This is a genomic window from Catenulispora sp. EB89, from assembly GCF_041261445.1.
Classification (GTDB): domain Bacteria; phylum Actinomycetota; class Actinomycetes; order Streptomycetales; family Catenulisporaceae; genus Catenulispora.
The window spans coordinates 152,620-169,380 of the sequence record NZ_JBGCCU010000007.1; the positions used below are offsets into that span (position 1 = coordinate 152,620).

Annotated in this window: 16 protein-coding genes; 8 read left to right on the top strand and 8 right to left on the bottom strand. The window is 71.3% G+C overall.

All coding sequences use genetic code 11. The features are described from left to right. The first annotated feature begins 116 nt into the window (after window positions 1-116). Entirely contained in the window at window positions 117-1,742 is a 1,626-nt protein-coding gene (locus ABH920_RS17275; protein ID WP_370350019.1) for an FAD-dependent monooxygenase, read from the top strand. 71 nt (window positions 1,743-1,813) lie between these two features. Here the strand turns inward: ABH920_RS17275 and ABH920_RS17280 are convergent, their stop codons facing one another. Next, window positions 1,814-3,049, bottom strand: coding sequence for a hypothetical protein (locus ABH920_RS17280; protein WP_370350020.1), 1,236 nt, complete (start codon window positions 3,047-3,049; stop codon window positions 1,814-1,816). 179 nt (window positions 3,050-3,228) lie between these two features. After that, complete coding sequence (locus ABH920_RS17285; RefSeq protein ID WP_370350021.1) at window positions 3,229-3,870, bottom strand: hypothetical protein; 642 nt, start codon at window positions 3,868-3,870, stop codon at window positions 3,229-3,231. Between the two features lie 350 nt (window positions 3,871-4,220). Here ABH920_RS17285 and ABH920_RS17290 point away from each other — a divergent pair, with 350 nt between their 5' ends. Then, entirely contained in the window at window positions 4,221-4,892 is a 672-nt protein-coding gene (locus tag ABH920_RS17290) for an N-acetyltransferase family protein (protein ID WP_370350022.1), read from the top strand. Beyond that, window positions 4,880-5,104 carry a translation initiation factor IF-1 gene (infA, locus tag ABH920_RS17295; protein WP_370350023.1) on the top strand — a complete coding sequence of 75 codons (225 nt, stop codon included), beginning with the start codon at window positions 4,880-4,882 and terminating at the stop codon, window positions 5,102-5,104. Before ABH920_RS17290 ends, infA begins: the two co-directional genes overlap by 13 nt. Here infA and ABH920_RS17300 read toward each other — a convergent pair. Continuing rightward, a complete protein-coding gene (locus ABH920_RS17300; RefSeq protein WP_370350024.1) occupies window positions 5,082-6,287 on the bottom strand; it encodes an ROK family protein in 1,206 nt (401 codons plus the stop codon). The two genes, infA and ABH920_RS17300, sit on opposite strands and share 23 nt — an antisense overlap. Window positions 6,288-6,344: 57 nt before the next feature. Here ABH920_RS17300 and ABH920_RS17305 point away from each other — a divergent pair, with 57 nt between their 5' ends. After that, on the top strand, window positions 6,345-6,995 hold the full coding sequence (locus tag ABH920_RS17305; RefSeq protein ID WP_370350025.1) for an HAD-IA family hydrolase: 651 nt from the start codon (window positions 6,345-6,347) through the stop codon (window positions 6,993-6,995). Further along, on the top strand, window positions 6,992-7,933 hold the full coding sequence (locus tag ABH920_RS17310) for a GRP family sugar transporter (RefSeq protein WP_370350026.1): 942 nt from the start codon (window positions 6,992-6,994) through the stop codon (window positions 7,931-7,933). The genes ABH920_RS17305 and ABH920_RS17310 overlap by 4 nt, the downstream gene beginning before the upstream one ends. 8 nt (window positions 7,934-7,941) lie before the next feature. Here ABH920_RS17310 and ABH920_RS17315 read toward each other — a convergent pair whose 3' ends face one another. Together ABH920_RS17315 and ABH920_RS17320 are read right to left on the bottom strand one after the other, a co-directional pair. After that, a complete protein-coding gene (locus ABH920_RS17315) occupies window positions 7,942-10,500 on the bottom strand; it encodes a flippase-like domain-containing protein (protein ID WP_370350027.1) in 2,559 nt (852 codons plus the stop codon). Window positions 10,501-10,578: 78 nt separating this feature from the next. Next, window positions 10,579-11,322 (bottom strand): SDR family oxidoreductase, encoded by a 744-nt coding sequence (locus ABH920_RS17320; protein ID WP_370350028.1) that lies wholly within the window; start codon window positions 11,320-11,322, stop codon window positions 10,579-10,581. A 136-nt stretch (window positions 11,323-11,458) separates the two neighbouring features. Between ABH920_RS17320 and ABH920_RS17325 the strand changes: the two genes are divergently transcribed. Beyond that, a complete protein-coding gene (locus ABH920_RS17325) occupies window positions 11,459-12,367 on the top strand; it encodes a helix-turn-helix domain-containing protein (protein ID WP_370350029.1) in 909 nt (302 codons plus the stop codon). On the opposite strand, the gene ABH920_RS17330 is transcribed toward ABH920_RS17325, so the two are convergent. Then, complete coding sequence (locus ABH920_RS17330) at window positions 12,361-13,020, bottom strand: TetR/AcrR family transcriptional regulator (RefSeq protein ID WP_370350030.1); 660 nt, start codon at window positions 13,018-13,020, stop codon at window positions 12,361-12,363. The genes ABH920_RS17325 and ABH920_RS17330 overlap by 7 nt on opposite strands. An 87-nt stretch (window positions 13,021-13,107) precedes the next feature. Here ABH920_RS17330 and ABH920_RS17335 point away from each other — a divergent pair, with 87 nt between their 5' ends. Further along, window positions 13,108-13,797: a carboxymuconolactone decarboxylase family protein gene (locus tag ABH920_RS17335; RefSeq protein ID WP_370350031.1), complete on the top strand. Its 690-nt coding sequence runs from the start codon at window positions 13,108-13,110 to the stop codon at window positions 13,795-13,797. 22 nt (window positions 13,798-13,819) lie between these two features. On the opposite strand, the gene ABH920_RS17340 is transcribed toward ABH920_RS17335, so the two are convergent. Further along, complete coding sequence (locus ABH920_RS17340; RefSeq protein WP_370350032.1) at window positions 13,820-14,623, bottom strand: DUF4132 domain-containing protein; 804 nt, start codon at window positions 14,621-14,623, stop codon at window positions 13,820-13,822. After that, the gene (locus ABH920_RS17345) at window positions 14,599-15,534 is read right to left on the bottom strand and encodes a hypothetical protein (protein ID WP_370350033.1); all 936 of its coding nucleotides are present in this window, start codon (window positions 15,532-15,534) and stop codon (window positions 14,599-14,601) included. The genes ABH920_RS17340 and ABH920_RS17345 overlap by 25 nt, the downstream gene beginning before the upstream one ends. A gap of 144 nt (window positions 15,535-15,678) precedes the next feature. Here ABH920_RS17345 and ABH920_RS17350 point away from each other — a divergent pair, with 144 nt between their 5' ends. Further along, window positions 15,679-16,749, top strand: coding sequence for a hypothetical protein (locus ABH920_RS17350; protein ID WP_370350034.1), 1,071 nt, complete (start codon window positions 15,679-15,681; stop codon window positions 16,747-16,749). Window positions 16,750-16,761: the final 12 nt, after the last annotated feature.

Here is a 16,761-nt window from a genome sequence, read left to right on the forward strand (position 1 = left end):
CGCACAATCGGGACGCTCGCGGGGGATGGAGAAGGGGAGAGGTCTGCCGGGAGCCGCCGAGAACTGCCCGGCGGTCGCCGGCGACCGCCGGGCAACGCCACGAATGGAGCCACGCCGTGAACCAGCCAAGCGCGCACCGGGTGCCGGTCCTCGTCGTCGGAGGCTCCCTCGTGGGCCTGTCGACGTCGGTGTTCCTGGGCCGCCTCGGCGTCCCCCACCTGCTGGTCGAGCGGCACGCCCGGACCTCGCACCACCCGCGGGGCCGCGGCAACAACCTGCGGACCATGGAGCTGTTCCGGGTCGCCGGCGTGGACGCCGACATCCGGCAGGCGGCGTCAGTCCTGCGCGACAACCACGGCATCCTGCAAGCCGACACCCTCGCCGGGACCGAGCAGGAGTGGTTGTTCCGGCAGATCGATCCGGGCGGCCGGACGGCCGGGTTCAGCCCCGCCGCGTGGTGTCTGTGCAGTCAGAACGATCTCGAACCGGTGCTGCTGCGGCACGCGGAGAATCTGGGCGGCACGGTCCGCTTCGGCACCGAGCTGGTCTCGTTCGAACAGGACGGCGACGGTGATGGCGGCGGTAGCGGTGATGGCGGCGGCGGCGTCACCGCGGAACTGGTTGAGCGTTCTACCGGAAAGCGCAGCACGGTCCACGCCGACTTTCTGGTGGCCGCCGACGGACCCCGCAGCCCGATCCGGGAACGGCTCGGCATCAGCCAGAGCGGACGCGGCGACCTGTTCCACAACGTCAGCGTCACCTTCCGGTCGAGCCGGCTCGCCGAGGTGGTGGGGGACCGGTTGTTCATCGCCTGTTACGTGACCAACCCCGACGGCGCCGGCGCGCTGCTCCCGGTGGACAACCGCGAGAACTGGGTCTTCCACCTGCCGTGGCATCCCGACCGCGGCGAGACGATCGAGGACTTCACCGACGAGCGGTGCGCGGCGCACATCCGAGCGGCCGCCGGCGTCCCCGATCTACCGGTGGAGATCACCGGCCGCGCACCCTGGCACGCGGCCGAGCGCGTGGCCGACCGGTACCACTCCGGCCGGGTCTTCCTAGTCGGTGACTCAGCACACGAAATGCCTCCCACCGGTGCGTTCGGTTCGAACACCGGCATCCAGGACGCGCACAATCTCGCGTGGAAGCTGGCCGCGGTGCTGGGCGGTTGGGCGGGACCGGAGCTGCTGGAGTCGTACGGGGCCGAGCGTCGGCCGGTGGCCGTGGAGACGGCCTCGCGCGCGGTGCTCCGCTCGGCCGAGCACCGCCACCCAGGCTTCGACGCGCCTGGCGGTGGTCCGGGTCGGACGTCGATGCTGCCGGCCGTGCTCGGCTATCGGTATACGGCAGGCGCTCTTGTCGGGGCGAATGTGCAGGCGCCGACCGTTCCCGAGAACTTCGCGGCTACCGGCGAGCCCGGGACGAGAGCCCCGCACCTGTGGCTGGACGGGGACGACGCGAAGGTGTCGACCCTCGACCTGTTCGAGCGCGTCCCGGTGTTGCTGACAGCGCACGACAGCGCGTGGCACGCGGCTGCGGCGCCGGTGGCGGCGGAGGTCGGGGTGCCGCTGGAGTGCCACGCGCCGAATACGGACACTTATTGGCAGCAGGCCTACGGCATCGAGCCGGACGGTGCGGTGCTGGTGCGGCCGGACGGATTCGTCGCTTGGCGCTCGGGCGGCGGGGCAAGCGATGCGAAGGCCGAATTGGCGGACGTGCTGCGTGAGGTGTTCAGCCTCTGATGCTCACTGACATCCCCGGGGGCGATGGCGTGAGGGCGCCATCGCCCCCGGGAAGAAGAGACGATCGCTGCCTAGTGCAGCGACATCACCGGATCGCCGTTACCGTCCAAACCCGTCCCGGCGATCGTGCAGCTTCCGCCGCGCACCGCGCCGTTGTTGTAGGCCTGGCGCACGCAGCTGCGCAGGGCGAGCTGGCCCCAGTAGTTCGGGTGCAGCGACTCCTGGATGTAGTACGGGCTGCTGCCGATCGTGGTGACCGTGCGGATCTGGTTGACCCACTCGGTCTGGTTGACCGCGCCCGGGTTGGTCCAGGAGTTCAGGCCCTCCTCTTCCAGCAGGCCGACGGTGTTCTCACAGAGCCGGCGGCCGTTGAAGGCCGAGGAGATGTCGAGCTTGCGCACGTTGCTCAGCCCGCTCTGCGCGACCGCGTTGGAGACCGCGCCGGAGATCGTCGGCAGCGCCGTGCCGTCGGCCCAGTTGGCGTCGGTGTTCCAGAATCCGCAGCCGCCGGTGGACTGGCGCGTGAAGCCGGACTGCGAGTAGCGGAAGCCCGAGCCGTTCGGGATCGGCGAGGGGTAGTTCTGCACGAGGATCGTGTAGTCGCCGTCGGCGTAGCCGTCGTTGGCCATGGCCTGGTGCACGTTCTGCAGCGCCTGCGCGATGTGCGTGGTGACCGTGGCGACGTTGGACGCCGAGAAGTTGCCGGTCACCGAGGAGTCCTGGCTGCAGTACGAGGGCCACCACGACGGCGTGGTCAGGAAGTCCTCGACGCAGGTGGTGACGATCGAGGAGAAGTTGAAGTCGTTCCCGCCGATCGACACCGCGACCATGGTGACCTTGTGCGTGGCGGCGAAGTTCTGCAGCATCAGGGCCTGGCCCTGGTTGCCGCCGGAGTTGTAGAAGTCCAGGCCCGGCTTGAAGTTGCCGCTGTCGGTGTACGTCGCCGTCTCGGCGCCGCTGCACGCCAGGTTCAGGCCGTTCACGCCGCCGCCGATGTAGATCTCAGCGGACTGCGACCGGTGGCAGCGCGGGATGGTCTCGGCGGTGTGCCCCGGGTTGTCGTAGTAGGCCGTCGGGCCCAGCGCGTCGATCTCCGAGCTGCTGTCGTTGGTGTTGCCGGCCCACCGGCCGGCCTCCCCGGAGATGTAGCTGTCGCCGACGGAGACGACCCACGGCGCCCCGCCCGGCGTGGCCGCGTGCGCGGCACCGGTGCCGACGACGGCGGTGGTACCGGCGAGAACGGGGACCAGGATCGCGCCGGTGACAAGAGCGCGCAGACGAGTACGCGCCCGATGAAGCCTGCTCATGCTGTGACCTCTCAAGAACCCGACAGGTGGTTGTTCCTTGCCGGGACCGATCGGCCGCGTCGCGTCCCTCGTTCCGTGAAACTGGCAGACCGGTCCGGCGCTGGCAAGGGCTGCGGCGAGATTGTTACCGTCGGGTATCCGGGAGGTGGGATCGCGGGGGAGGCCGGGGTGAGATCGCGTTAGCCGGTGATGTCGGCGGCTTGGGCCTTCTTCTCGGCCGCGGCGATCAGCGAGGCGTCGACCGGAGGCGGAGGTCCGTCCAGCGACCAGGCCGAGAACGTCAGCAGCAGGCCGCCGACCTGATCGACGACGTAGCTGTAGTGCGGCTGCTGGCCGGCCTTGTCGAAGTAGTACTCGACGCAGTTCTCTGCGACGTGGTCAGGCGTCGGCTGGACCGTGTAGGAGTCCGACGGGGAGCCGGCTTCGGGGGCTTGGAAGGGCTTCTGGCATTGGGCTTCCATCGCGTGGAACTGGCTGATCAGTGCTGCGGCCTCGGTGCTGCCGTAGCACTCGACGCTCTCTCCGAGCAGGTCCGACGAGGAGCCTCCGTCGGGCGAGGGGAGGTCGAAGCCGATCGACGCGGTGGGGGCTGGGAAGTCGGCGCCGCCGTCCTGCATCTTCTGGGCGAGTTGGTCCATGGGAGCGCAGGTGCCGTTGGTCGGGTAGAGGTTCATCCCGATGCGGTAGTCGAGGGAGTGGCTGGTTCCGAGGGCGGGGGAGTCCGTGCTGGCCAGGAGCGCTGCTTGCAGCTGCGCTGCCGAGGGCGCGTTGGAGGCCCTGTTGGTGCTCGTATTCGTGCTCGCAATTGGGCTCGTGGGCACGGCGGATGTGGACGCGCCGATGACTCCGGAAGACGAGCATCCGGCGACCGCTAGCGCTGCCATAAGCCAGGAGTACCGGATAACCCGTCCCATGGCGACTCCTTCTGCACGTCATAGCCTCGTTGTACGAGTTCTGAGGCTATGCGGAGCGCGAGAGGACCGGTCCTGAAAAACAGTTACGCGCACCGCCACCGCATCGAGTAACGTCTCCTCCAGGCCGTGACAGATCATCAAGGGAGGTGGTACCCGTGAACACTCGTTCGACGTGGGTGCTCCTCCTGCCGGTCACGGCCGGCGACTGACGCAGCTGTCGCCGGAGCGCCCCAAGGCACTCCTGGAAGGCGACAGCTATGAACGCCATCGCACATCTCATTCCCGACCCCGTGACGCCTGTGATCACGAGGGTCGCGGCAGATCAGTGGCACGCTATCGAAGACGACCTGACAGTCGGCCGCGGGAACACCTCGCGCCGTCCCGACGGACGGCTGTTCATCAGCATCGACGCGTGGCACGACACGGTCTTCGACCAACTCGCCGCCGTCATGCTCGCGGAACTGCCGGCGCCGCTCTACACGGTGCTCGACGCCGAGGACTCGGCGACCGCCGAGAACTGGCGCCGCGTCGGCTTCGTCGAACGGCGACGTGAGCGGCACTATCTGGTGCCTCTCGAAGCGCGGATCACTGTGCAGCCTCCCGCCGGCGTGACCTTCGGTGGCGGTGACGACGTGTACCGCGCCGAAGTTGATGCTTCCGAGGTCGGCCTGGTCCGTCTCATCCCCCTGATGAGCAGCGACGGGACGCCGCGCATCGCGCGGATCGCGTCCATCGAGGTCCACGCCGATCACCGGCGCCGCGGCATCGGCCGGGCACTCCTGGCCCACGCGCTGGACGCCCTGCGCGAGCGCGGGTTCCGGCTGGCATCGGCCGACGTCGCCGAGGACGACACCGCGGCGATCGTTTTGGCAGAAGGCGCCGGCGCGCGCCGTACGAGCAACAGCATGGAGTTGATGTGGCAAGACTGAATCGGGGCATCGAGGTTGAGGGCACTGTCATCGAGTGCTTGTACAACGCCAACTTCCGGGTGCAGCTCGACAACGGACACAAGGTGCTCGCGCACATCAGCGGGAAGATCCGCAAGAACTACATCAGGATCATGCCGGAGGACCGGGTGTTGGTGGAGCTCAGTCCTTATGACCTGACGCGCGGCCGGATCACGTTCCGCTACCGGTCGTAGCCGGCCGGTCCGGATCCAGGTCCGCGGCCCAGTCGTCGAGGCCTGATTCGCTCAGCACCACGTCCAGTCCGGCGGCGGCGGCGCCGATCAGCGCGCCGTCGTCGCCGAGGGAGGCCGCCCGCAGCGGGATCGGGTCGGCGCGGCGGAACTCCATCAGCCCGTCGAGGTAGGCGGCGTCGAAGTCGGGCTGCGCGGCCGCTCGGATCAGCGGGGCCAGGCCGCCGAGGGTGACGACGTCCGGGTCGTGGGCGTTGACGAGCCCTGCGATGCCTGTGGCGAGTGCGTCGGCGACCTTGCGTACCGCGCCGGCTGCTTCGGCGTCGTGCTCGGCGCGCTGCAGGACGTCCAGCGCGAACGCCCGCGGATCGTCGGGCGTCCCGGCGCCGAGATGGCGAGCCAGGGCCCTGCCATCGACCTCGTTGTCCCAGCATCCGCGCGCTCCGCACGGACAGCGCCGCGACCGGTCGCCGAAGGGCATGTGTCCGTACTCGCCGCCGGCGCCGCTGCCGCCGACGGCCGGGACGCCGTCGATGACCAGTACGCCGCCGAGGCCGACCTCGACGGTCAGGTGCAGCACGGTACCGGCGCCGAGGCCGGCGCCGCCGCGCGCCTCGGCGAGGCCCGCGAGCGTGGCGTCGTTGCCGATCACCAGGGGAGTGGCGCCGGCGCCGTCGGGGAGGATCCCGGACAGGTCGGTCGGGTCCCAGCCGAGGATCGTGGGGCGGACGAGCCGGCGGTGGCGGACGGCTGCCGCCACGCTGACCGAGACGGCGCGCAGGCGGTGGCCGTGGCGTTGTCTCAGGTCCCGCAGCGCGTCGGCGATCTCTCGCACGACCTGCTGTTCGGCGTCGTGCGCGGGCCGTCCGGCGGCGACCGCGGCCGGCCGGCCGTCGATGCCGGCGAGCGCGCAGCGCCACCCTTCGTAGCGCACCTCGACGACGGCGACGAGCGGGCCGCGCGGGTGGGGGAGGAGCCGGGTCGTCGGGCGTCCGCGGCCGACCGCCGGCGCCGGGACCTCGTCGAGCAGATCGAGGGCGCGCAGGCGTGCGGTGATCTCCGTCGCGGAGCCGCTGCCGAGGCCGAGGCGGCGTGCGGCCTCGGCGCGGGTGACGCCCGGCGTGCGCCGGACCTCGCTCAGGACCGCGAGGGGGCCCGGCCAGCGTGCGTCACGCGGTCTTGTCATCCGGCTCGCCCCCTTTTAAACTCGGTGATCGAGGATAATACTCGTCAGGAGTGGCCCATGCACGTCATGCACCTCATCCACGGTTCCCGCCGCTTGACCGTCGCGGCCGTGCTGTTCGACATGGACGGGACGCTCGTCGACTCCGACGCGGCGGTCGACCGCTCCTGGATCGCCTGGTCGAAGGAGTACGGCGTCGATCCGGCGCTGCCCCTGGCCATCGCCCCCGGCCACCCGGCGGCCGACACCATCGCCAAGATCCTCCTCGACGCCGACCCCGCGGCGATCGCCGAGGCCGCGGCCCGCCAGCTGGCGCTGGAGTACGAAGACCTCGCCGACGTCACCGCCACCGACGGCGCCCCCGAGCTGATCGCGGCCCTGGACTCGCGCGGCGTCCCGTGGGCCGTCGTCACCAGCGCGGATGAGCGCCTGGCGAAGCTGCGCCTGGCGGCGGCGGACATCAGCCCTCGCATTCTCATCACGACCGACGACGTACCGGTCGGTAAGCCGGACCCGGCGGGCTACCTGCGCGCGGCGGATCTGCTCGGCGTGGCACCTGGCGACTGCCTCGTCGTCGAGGACACCGAACCCGGAGTCGCGGCCGGCCGGGCCGCCGGCGCCACCGTCGCGGCACTCAAGGGCGTCATCGGCGACCTGCGGATCGACAGCCTGCGCCGCATCACGGAGTCGATGGTCGGGCGCGAGACATGACGACGTTGCTGCTGTCGCTGACGATCGTGGCGGCGTGGGGGTCGTGGATCCCGCTGGCGCAGGCGGTGCCGGGGGCGAAGCAGGCCACGCGAACGTTCTACGTCACGGCGGGCAACCTCGTCTTCGCGGCGATCGCCCTGGTGGTCGGCGGCAGCGCGGGCCAGCTCACCCTCGGCTGGAAGGTGTTCTGGCTGCCGCTCGTCGGCGGGATGGTGTGGTCGCTCGGCAGCTTCTGCGCGTTCCGGGCCACGGAGCGCATCGGGCTGGCGCGCGCGGCGGGGACGTGGACGCCGCTGAACATCGTGGTCGCGTTCATCTTCGGGGCACTGCTGTTCAGCGAGCTCAAGGGCTTCGGGGCGGTGCGGTACGCGCTACTCGGCGGGTGTCTGGCGCTGGTGCTGTCGGGGGTGTTCCTGATCATCGGATCGCAGGGTTCGAACGCGGCCGGGACGCCTGCCGCCGCTGCGCCCGCAAACGCGCCCGCCGACGCCGCCGCCGGGCTGCCGCGACCCCACCGATCAGGCATGATCTACGCGCTCATCGCGGGCATCCTGTGGGGCGGCTACTTCATCCCAGCCCAGTGGGCCCACGTCCCATCCCAACTCGGCAACTTCCCCCTCGCCATCGGCATGTTCCTCGCCGCCGCCGCCCTCGCCGCCCGCGAAAACGCCCTCACGCTCCCATCGCGCCGCCACCTGCCCGCACTGCTCGCCTCCGGCCTCCTCCTCGGCGTCGGCAGCGTGGCCCTCCTCGCACTGGTGACCCGCGTAGGCACCGGCGTCGGCTTCACCATCGCCCAACTCAGCCTGCTGGTGAACGCCGGCGTCGGCATCTGGCTCTTCAAGGTCCCCGCCCCCGGCTCCCCAGCCGCGCGCACGGCGCTCGCCGGCATCCTGCTGGCCGGCGTCGGCGGGACGGTCATCGGGGCTTTGCGGTAGCGGGGCTTTTAGACGTACCCCCGCCGCTGCACGATCTGCAAAGCGACCGCCCCCACCGGAATGTTCAGCCAGAAGCTGATCAGCCGGTACACCAGCACCGCCGACGTCACCGGTCCGGCGGCCGCGCCGAGCGCCGTCATGCCCGTGATCAGCGCGGCCTCCAGGGCGCCGAGGCCGCCGGGGGTGGGGGTGGCGCTGGCGACTATGCGGGAGGCCATGTAGACGGCGCCGACTTGGCCGAGGGGGATGTGGACGCCGAAGGCGTGCAGGCAGATCGCCAGGGCGCTGATCTGGATCAGGGGCAGGCCCAGGGCGCCGCCGGCGATCTCGGTGAGGCGGGTGGGGCTGGTCGCGACCGCGGCCACGGTTTGGCCGGCCGCTTTCAGGAAGTGCCAGACCTTGTCGTGGACGAAGCGGCGGCCGGGGCCGGTCAGGGCGAGCAGGCCGGCGGCGACCAGGAGCGCGCAGATCGCGGGCAGCAGCCAGTGGCCGGAGGGCGTGCCGAGGTGGACGCCGGAGTGGCGTTGGCCGGTCCAGGCGAAGAAGGTCACTGACACGATGCCGCTGGCCAGCGCGCCGGCCACGCTCTGCAGGCCGACGGCCGCGGTGGCCGAGCCGGTCTCGACGCCCGCTTTCTGCAGGAACCTGAGGTTCAGCGCCATGCCGCCGACGTTGTTCGGGGTGATGCGGTTCAGGAACGAGGACGCGAACTGCACCAGCACGTTCGGCGGGAACGGCAGCCGCTCCGGGATCGTGCCGGCCTGCAGGAACGCCGAGAAGACCTGCGACAGCAGCACGATCGGCACCGCCGCGAGCACCCACCACCAGTCCGCCGTCTTCAGCGCCGCGGTCGCGGTCCCGGCGTTGGCCAGCTGCGGCAGGATCAGGTGGATCACCAGCAGCGCCCCGACCAGGGCCAGCGCCTTCTTCCAGGTCAGCCGCGCGAGGTGCGCCTTCTTCGGCTCCTCGACATGGCACGCCTCGCGCACCGCCGCGGACAGGTCACGCAGCAGGCTCGGCCCGCCGCCGGCGCGCAGCGTCCGGTGCTTCGCCGCCGCGCGTGCCGCCTGGGCCGCGGCGCGGTCGTGTTCGGCGACGGCGTGCCGGGCCGGGCTCCCTATCAACGCCAGCGTCTGCAGGTAAGGCAGCACCGTCGCCAGACGGTCCGGGCCCAGGCCGGCCAGGGCGCAGGCGACCGCGCGTTCGGGCCCGATCCGGGCGCCGGACGTCGCCAGCAGGACGGCCAGATCGGTGCCGAGCTGCGTGGGGGAGGCGTCCAGGCGGGCGCGGGCGAAGGCCTCCAGCCGGGTGCTGCCGTCGGGGGCGACGAGGATGTGGTCGGGTGTCAGGGCTCTGTGGGCGATGCGGTGCTGTTGGAGGTGCGCGACCGAGCGCCAGGCGTCGGTGAGGGCCGCGTCCTCGGAGTCGGGCGAACCGGCCGCATCCTCGGGGCCGGCCGAGGAACCGCCGGAGGAACCGCCGAACGAGCCGGACCAGGCCCCGCCCGCCGCGCCCCCGAAAAGCACCCGCTCCCGCGAATCATCATCCGTGACCAGCATCGCCCCGCCCCCGGCCACCGGGAACGCCGTCACCGGCTCCACCACCCGCGCCCCGGTGTGCCCGGCCGCGACCAGCATCACCAGCTCATGCTCGGCAGCCGCCAACGGCTCGATCGCCAGATCCCCGGGCTCGGTCAGCAACAGGCGCCGCCACAGCCGGTGGAACAAGTCCCGGTTGTGGTCCTCCCGGCCCAGGACCCGCACCGAGTTGCGTCCCTCAGTGGTCTCGGCGAGGTAGCGGATCCCCTCGCTGTCCCGCTGATCGGAGGCGGGCACTTCGTGCAGCACCGTGATCGGCAGCCCGCAGGCCACCAGCGCGTTCGCCACAGCCCGAGGCCCCGGCCGATCCGGCGGCGCCCCGCCGAACAGCAGCACGATCGAGGCCGCGACGCCCCCGATCGCCAACGCCGCCACCCCGTCCATCGGCAGCACCGCGGCCGCCGCCGCACTGAGCACCACGCTCCCCGCGACCGACTGCCACACCGCATGCCGCCACCGCCGCGACAGCCACGGCCCGGCCGTCACGGCGGCAGAAGCGCAGCTCGCCAGGTACACCGCCGACGGCCACCCCACCGGAAGCAGGGCCCGGTGATCGGTGAGCACCGCGGGCCACTCCGCCGGCCGGCTGTGGGTCAGGACCGTGTGCACCAGCGCCCCGGCCAGCAGCGCGCCGAGCGCCGCGGCCGGCAGCACCCGCAGCAGCGCATCGCCGCGCCGCCGCCGGACCACCACCACGACGGCCGCCACCGGCCCGAGCACCGCGGCGATCTGCACCACCGCGACCAGCACGTCCCGCACCCCGACCGGCAGCGCCGCGACCGCCGTGATCAGCCCGTGCTGCACCTGCCGCGCGAACGACCGCGTCGCCACTGCGAGCAGCACCGTGGCCACGAGCACCGCACCGGACACGATCAGCCGCACCGCATCGGCGGCCCTCCGCACATCCCGCTCCGGCGGAACGTCGAGTACCGGCGCCTGGGGCGCTTGCGGCAGGGGCGGAGCCGTCATGGGGCTGAATTCTGCCAGGCCGGATCACGACTACGGCAGCCATCCGGTTTCCGGCGACGGCCGCCGCATCGCGCGCCCTCACCCCTGAGCCGTCGGCCGGACGACGATCTCGTTCACATCCACATCAGCAGGCTGCGAAACGGCGTACCGGATCGCCTCGGCGATCGCGGTGGCCGGGATGGCGATCGCCATCATCTCGTCCACCGCGCCCTTGATCCCGTCGTCGCTGATGGACGCGGCCAGCTCGCTGCGCGTCAGCCCCGGGTGGACCACCGTGACCCGGACGTCGCGGCTCTCCTGGCGCAGCCCCTCCGACAGGGCGCGGACCGCGAACTTGGTGGCGCTGTAGACCGCGGAGGTCGGGTCGACCCGCAGGCCGGAGACCGAGCCGATGTTCACGACGTGTCCCGAGCCCTGCTCCTGCATGATCGGCAGGACGGCCGCGATACCGTGCAGCACCCCGCGCAGGTTCACGTCGATCATCTGGTTCCACTCGTCGACCCGGAGCGCGGCCAGCGGCGACAACGGCATGACGCCCGCGTTGTTGACCAGGACGTCGACGCGCCCGAACCGCTCGCGCGCGGCCGCGACGAACCCCTGCACGCTGCCGAGGTCGGTCACGTCCAGCTCGTGCGCGAGGGCGCTGCCGCCGTCCGCCTCGATCTCCTCGGCGAGGACGGCGAGCCGGTCCGTGCGGCGCGCTCCGAGCGCCACGCGGTGGCCCGCGGCGGCGAGCCGTCGGGCGGTGGCCTCGCCGATTCCGCTGCTGGCCCCGGTGATCAGGACCGCTTTTGAGATGGTTTCGGTGGACGGCTGGGACATGGTCTGCCTTTCGGGGCGTCGGTGGTCGCGTCGTGCGCTGACCGCTACCGAAAGGATGAGTCTGCTCCGGCGAAAGCGGCAGGACAGGCCTTCCTAGGTGCCCGACTCCTAGGATCACCGGCGTACGATCAACAGCATGAGCGGCAACGAGCTGGGGGAATTCCTGCTGGCGCGCCGGTCGCGCGTCCTCCCGGCCGACGTCGGCTTTCCCACCTCGCAGGGGCGCCGCGTGCGCGGGTTGCGGCGCGAGGAAGTCGCCGTCCTGGCCGGCGTCAGCGCCGACTACTACGCCCGGCTGGAGCAGGGACGCGAGCGTCATCCTTCCGGCCAGGTCGTCGACGCGATCGCGCGGGCGCTGTGCCTGGATTCCGACGCCTGCTGGCACGTCTACCGCTTGGCCGGCCTGGTCCCGAGGACCGAAACCTTGATCGCGACCGCGACCGCGACCGCGACGTCTGAGCCCGAGCCCACGACCGAGTCCGAACCGAAGCCAGAGTTGCTCCGCCTGATGCACGCCTTCCCCGGCGCCGTCGCCTACCTCGTGAACCGCCGCCTCGAAGTCCTCGCCACGAACCCCCTCGCCGACGCCCTGCTCTCGCCGCTCACCGACCCGCGCGGCATCGTGCATGCGCTGTTCTGCGACCCCGCCGCACGCGACCTCTTCGTCGACTGGTCTTCCGTAGCCCAGGACACCGTCGCGGCCCTCCGTGCCGCCTACGGCCACGACCTCCACGACCCCCGCATGCCAGCCCTGATCAACGGACTCGTGACCGAGAGCGCGGAGTTCGCGGAGCTGTGGAGCCGCCAGGACGTCGGCCGTCTGGCCGGCAGAACCAAGACCTTCGACCACCCGGATGCGGGCAGACTGACCCTCACCTATCAGACCTTTGAGCTCCAGGACGCCCCCGGGCAGTACCTGCTGGTCGGCAGCGCCGAGCCCGGCAGCCCGGACGCCGAACGGCTGGCACTGCTCGGGGCCCTCGCGTCAGACCTGACTGGCGCCGCCGACAGCTATTCGTCCAGCTCGTCCAACTCGTTCTACTGACCGACCGGCGGAACGCCAACCAGCTTCACCAGGAACCGGTCCAGCTGCTCCTCAAACGGAGGCCACGGCAGCTCCGGCTGGTTGACGCGCAGCGAGACCGCACCGTGCACGGCCGTGCGCAGGTCAAAAGAGACGGTCTCCGCATCGGCCTGCGGGACCAGGCCGGCGTCCATGCAGCGACGGATCGCCGCCGTCGTGCGCAGCGCCATCTCTTCCTTGAACGACATGTCCGTACGCCGGTTGAGCGAGCTCTCGTGCAGCACCTTGTACAGGCCCTGATGCTCACGCGACCAAGTGCCGAGCAACATCGCCCGCGCGCGCAGCCCGGCCACCGCGTCGGCGGCGCCCGACTCCGCCTCGCTCGCCGCGCGCTGCAGGTCCGCGTGGCAGTGCTCGAGCGCGGCCAGCACCAGCGCGTCGCGGTCGGCGAAGTGGATGTAGACCGAGGTCGCGGCGATGCCGACCTCGCGGGCGACCGCGCGCATGGACAGCGCCTCGTCGTCGGTGAGCTCGTCCAGCAAACGCAGCGCCGCGTCGATGATCTCGGCGCGCAGCCGCTCGCCCTGGCCGCGCCGGTTGCGGCCGCGCGGCGCGGCGGGGGCAGCGGGATCGGCGTCGTCGTCGGCCGTTTCCGCCGGAGTGGTCGCATCCATGGATTCCCATTGTAGGCGACGCCCTGTAGGGCTACTCTCGTAGAGCTACAGCTGTAGCCTTACGGATATTCACCTACGGGAGTCACCATGCCCCTGCCCACCCAGAGCACGCTGGAAGAACTCGACCCGGTGTTCGCCGAAATGGCCGCCGCGAGCTTCCGGCCCACCACGTCGGGAGCGCAGCTGCCGCCGCGCGAACGCACCATCGTCAGCCTAGTCGCCGACGTCTGCGAGCAGATCCTCGGGACGCCGTTCGAACTGCACGTGCACGCCGCCCTGAACGCCGGCCTCGACGCCGACGACCTCCGCGAACTGCTGCGCTTCGTCTCCTACGACAGCGGCTACCCGGCGGCGCTCGCCGCCCTGGAGCGCCTGGCCGAGGTCGAGCGCGAGCACGGCCTGCCCGGCCCGACCGGCCGGCGCCACCAGGTGAACGCCGACGGCACCGGCAGCCCCATGCCCGCGACGCTGCGCGCCGAGATGACCGCCATCGACCCGGGCTTCGCCGAATACATGGACCTGCAGTCCCGGATGCGCGCCGACATGTCCCGGATCAGCATCCGCGAGCGGGCACTTGCCTGCGTGACGGTCGACGTCATCTACCAGACCCTTGAGGAGAGCTTCCGTATCCACGTCGGCCGCGCGCTCAGCGCGGGGGTGACACCCGACGAGGTCCGGGCCGCCGTCCGCGCCACCGCGACGTCCGGCATGACCCGGGCGTGGCGGGCCTCGGTCGTGCTCGACGGACTGCTGATCGACCTGGAGGTAGCGGCATAGAGGTGTAGAGGTGTAGCAGGGTTCAGTCGGAGGTGATCCCGATCAGATCCCGCAACGCCTCCGAAGCCGTCACCGCGTCGAGCGGCCCGAAGGACAGCGCCTCATCCGGATCCTCGTAGCCGTAGGCGGATTCGCACAGACGGACGCGGACGATCCTCTGGTCGCCGGACTCGCCGATGTCCGAGATCACCAGCTCCGGCGCCAGATCGGCGACGACGGTGTGGCCGTCCGGGAGTTCGCGGAGCAGGTGGTGGATGAGGCCGCCGAAGCCGGCCGGCGCGCGGTGCCAGCCGTGGTGTTCGAGACTCAGGGCCCTGTAAGGCGGTATCGCGGCGGTGGCGAACCGGGTCGCGACACGTTCGTCGCATTCGGCGGGAGTGAAGGCGTGGGTCTGCCGGGCCAGTTGCTCGAAGCGCCTGATCTGGTCGGCGGCCAGCGTGCGCAGGTCCTTGCGCATGCCGGTGAAGCGTCGATACGCGGCCTCGGCCAGCTCCGGGTCGTCCTTGGGGCCCGGTTTCGGCAGCGTCCGCAGCTGCTTGCCGGTCTCGTCGCGCATGTACGGGGCCAGCTGTTCGTCGAAGCCGACCACGAAGCGCCGCGGTCCGTAGTCCAGCGTCATCGAACCCTGATCATCCAGTCCCGAGTCCGGGACCAGGCGGTCGCCGAGCTGGTCGGTGGTCAGCTGGAGATCGTCGGCGATGGTCTGGACGCGCTGCTCCGCCAGAGCGCGCAGGCCCGGGTTGCGGATCTTGCGGGACGGCAGGTGCAGGTGGATCAGCGCGGTGTCACCGCCGATCTCCGTCAGCACGTCCAGGCCGGTCTCCACGCCGGGGTCGCCGCCGGTGGCCGGCCAGGCCGCGACCAGGGTCGCGAGGTCGCGGACCGCCAGGCCATCTCGTTCTCCGCGGACGTCACTAACTCCCGGAACACCACCTGCTTCGCAGGTTTCTGACCCATGACCCACGGCGGCTTGACGAGCAGCACCGGCAGCGTGTCGGGTTCGGCGTCGGGGACGGCGGCGGTCAGCTCCAGCAGAGCTTTGATACGCGCGCGGGCGGCGTTTCCCAGCATCGGCATGGTCTCCTCGGCCAGCTCCCGCCGGGCGAGGACCTGGCGCCGCAGCGCGTACGCCACCGTCCACCGCATCGTCGCGTCTTTGGGAGCGGCCTCGGCCAGCATCCGCGTCCCGCGCCGGGGAAAGCGCTCGGCCGCCGCGATGAGCTGCGGCGTCGCGTCCGGTCCCACCGCCAGCAGCCGGGCGAACGCCGTGTCGCAGGGGATGCGCGCGAGCAGGCCGTGGATGTCCGCCGCGCTGGAGCCGTCGCCGGCGTCGAGCCAGTGTTCGAGCATCGGCACCGCGCGGGTACCCAACCCCGCCAGGACGTTCGCCATCGTCCGGTTGCCGACGACCTCCGAGCACCGCGCCGCCTGCGCGAAGGCCAGGCCCTGCTCGACGGTCGACAGCGCACCGGCCAGGAGCGCCGCGGCGCGTTCCCCGCGCGAGACGACTCCCCTGGGGCCCGGCAGGACGTCCTGGTCCACCCAGTCCTGCCGGTCCGGGAACAGGAACGATATCAGGGCATTGCGCTCCGTGCTGCCGTCGCGAAGCGGGGCCATCGCGGCCAGGACCGCGGCGTACTCGGAGTCGGACGCGTGGAGCTGCTTGTCAGGTGCCTGATTCCCACCTGCTCCACGAACCCTCCACCGCTTGCCCGATTGCGCCGCGCCTGACTGCACCGCGCAGGACAGTAGCGAGGCGCAGTGACAGATGGCCGCAGCGTTCGGTGGAGTAACCCGCGCTCCTATTACTCAGCGAGACGAGATCGGAGCCGCGGTCGAACACACTCACGCGGCTCGACCCCTCCACGAAAGGGAACATCGATGACTCGCATACGCCTGGCCGCGGTGGCCGCCGCGGCGGCGCTCGCAGCCCCGGCGCTCGCGGCCCCCGCGTTCGCGGCTCCCGCGCACGCGGCGACGACGCCGCGGTACAAGCTGACGATCGTCGGCGGTGCCGGCACGGAATTGTTCGGGATCACCAAGAACGGAGACGTCTTCGGCATCGCCGACGAAACGGGAGCCAGGGTGCAGGAGGGCTTCCTGCTGGCGGCCGGTAGCACGAAGATGGTGTTCCTCGGGTCGCCGGGTGATCTCGCGAACGCCAACTCCGTCTCCAGCCCCGAGGCGATCAACAACAGCAAGGCCGTCGTCGGCACGGCCACGTCGTTCACCACCGGCAACCAGGCCGCGGTCGAGTGGGCCGGCAGCGCGACCCCGACCGATGTGGGGGCGAGGGTCGGGCTCCAGAACCTCGTCGCCTCGCCCGCGTTGACGTCGATCAACGACAACGGTCTGATCATCGGGTTCGGCTCCAACCGGGGCGATGTCGGCTTCACGATCAGCGGGAACACCGTCACCAGGCTGCCGGCGCTGCCGGGCGGCGGCGTCGACGTCGAGCCGATCGCGGTCAACGACTCGGGCCTGATCGTCGGCCAGGCCGACAGCAGCACCTCGGTCTTCCAGGCCGCCGCGTGGCAGAACGGCACCGTCAAGGCGCTCGGCATGCTGCCTGGCAGCTTCACCTCCGAGGCGCTGGCGGTCAACTCCGCCGGCCAGGCCGTCGGCGCCGATGTGGAGAACGCCGACACCGACGCGCACGCCGTCCTCTTCGCCAACGGCACCGTCACCGACCTCAACGCCCCCGGCACCGGCGCCGGGGACGCGGTGGCGCACGCGATCAACGACAGCGGCGTGATCGTCGGCGCCGGCGGCAACGGCCACGCGTTCGTCTACCAGAGCGGCCAGGCCGCCGACCTGAACGGCCTGATCGCGCCGGGATCCGGGGTCACGCTGCGCAACGCTGAGGGGATCAACAACAGCGGTGTGATCGTCGGGACGGCCTCGAACACTGCCGGCCAGACGGTCGGGTTCGAGCTCACGCCGATCGTGTAGAGACTGCCTTCG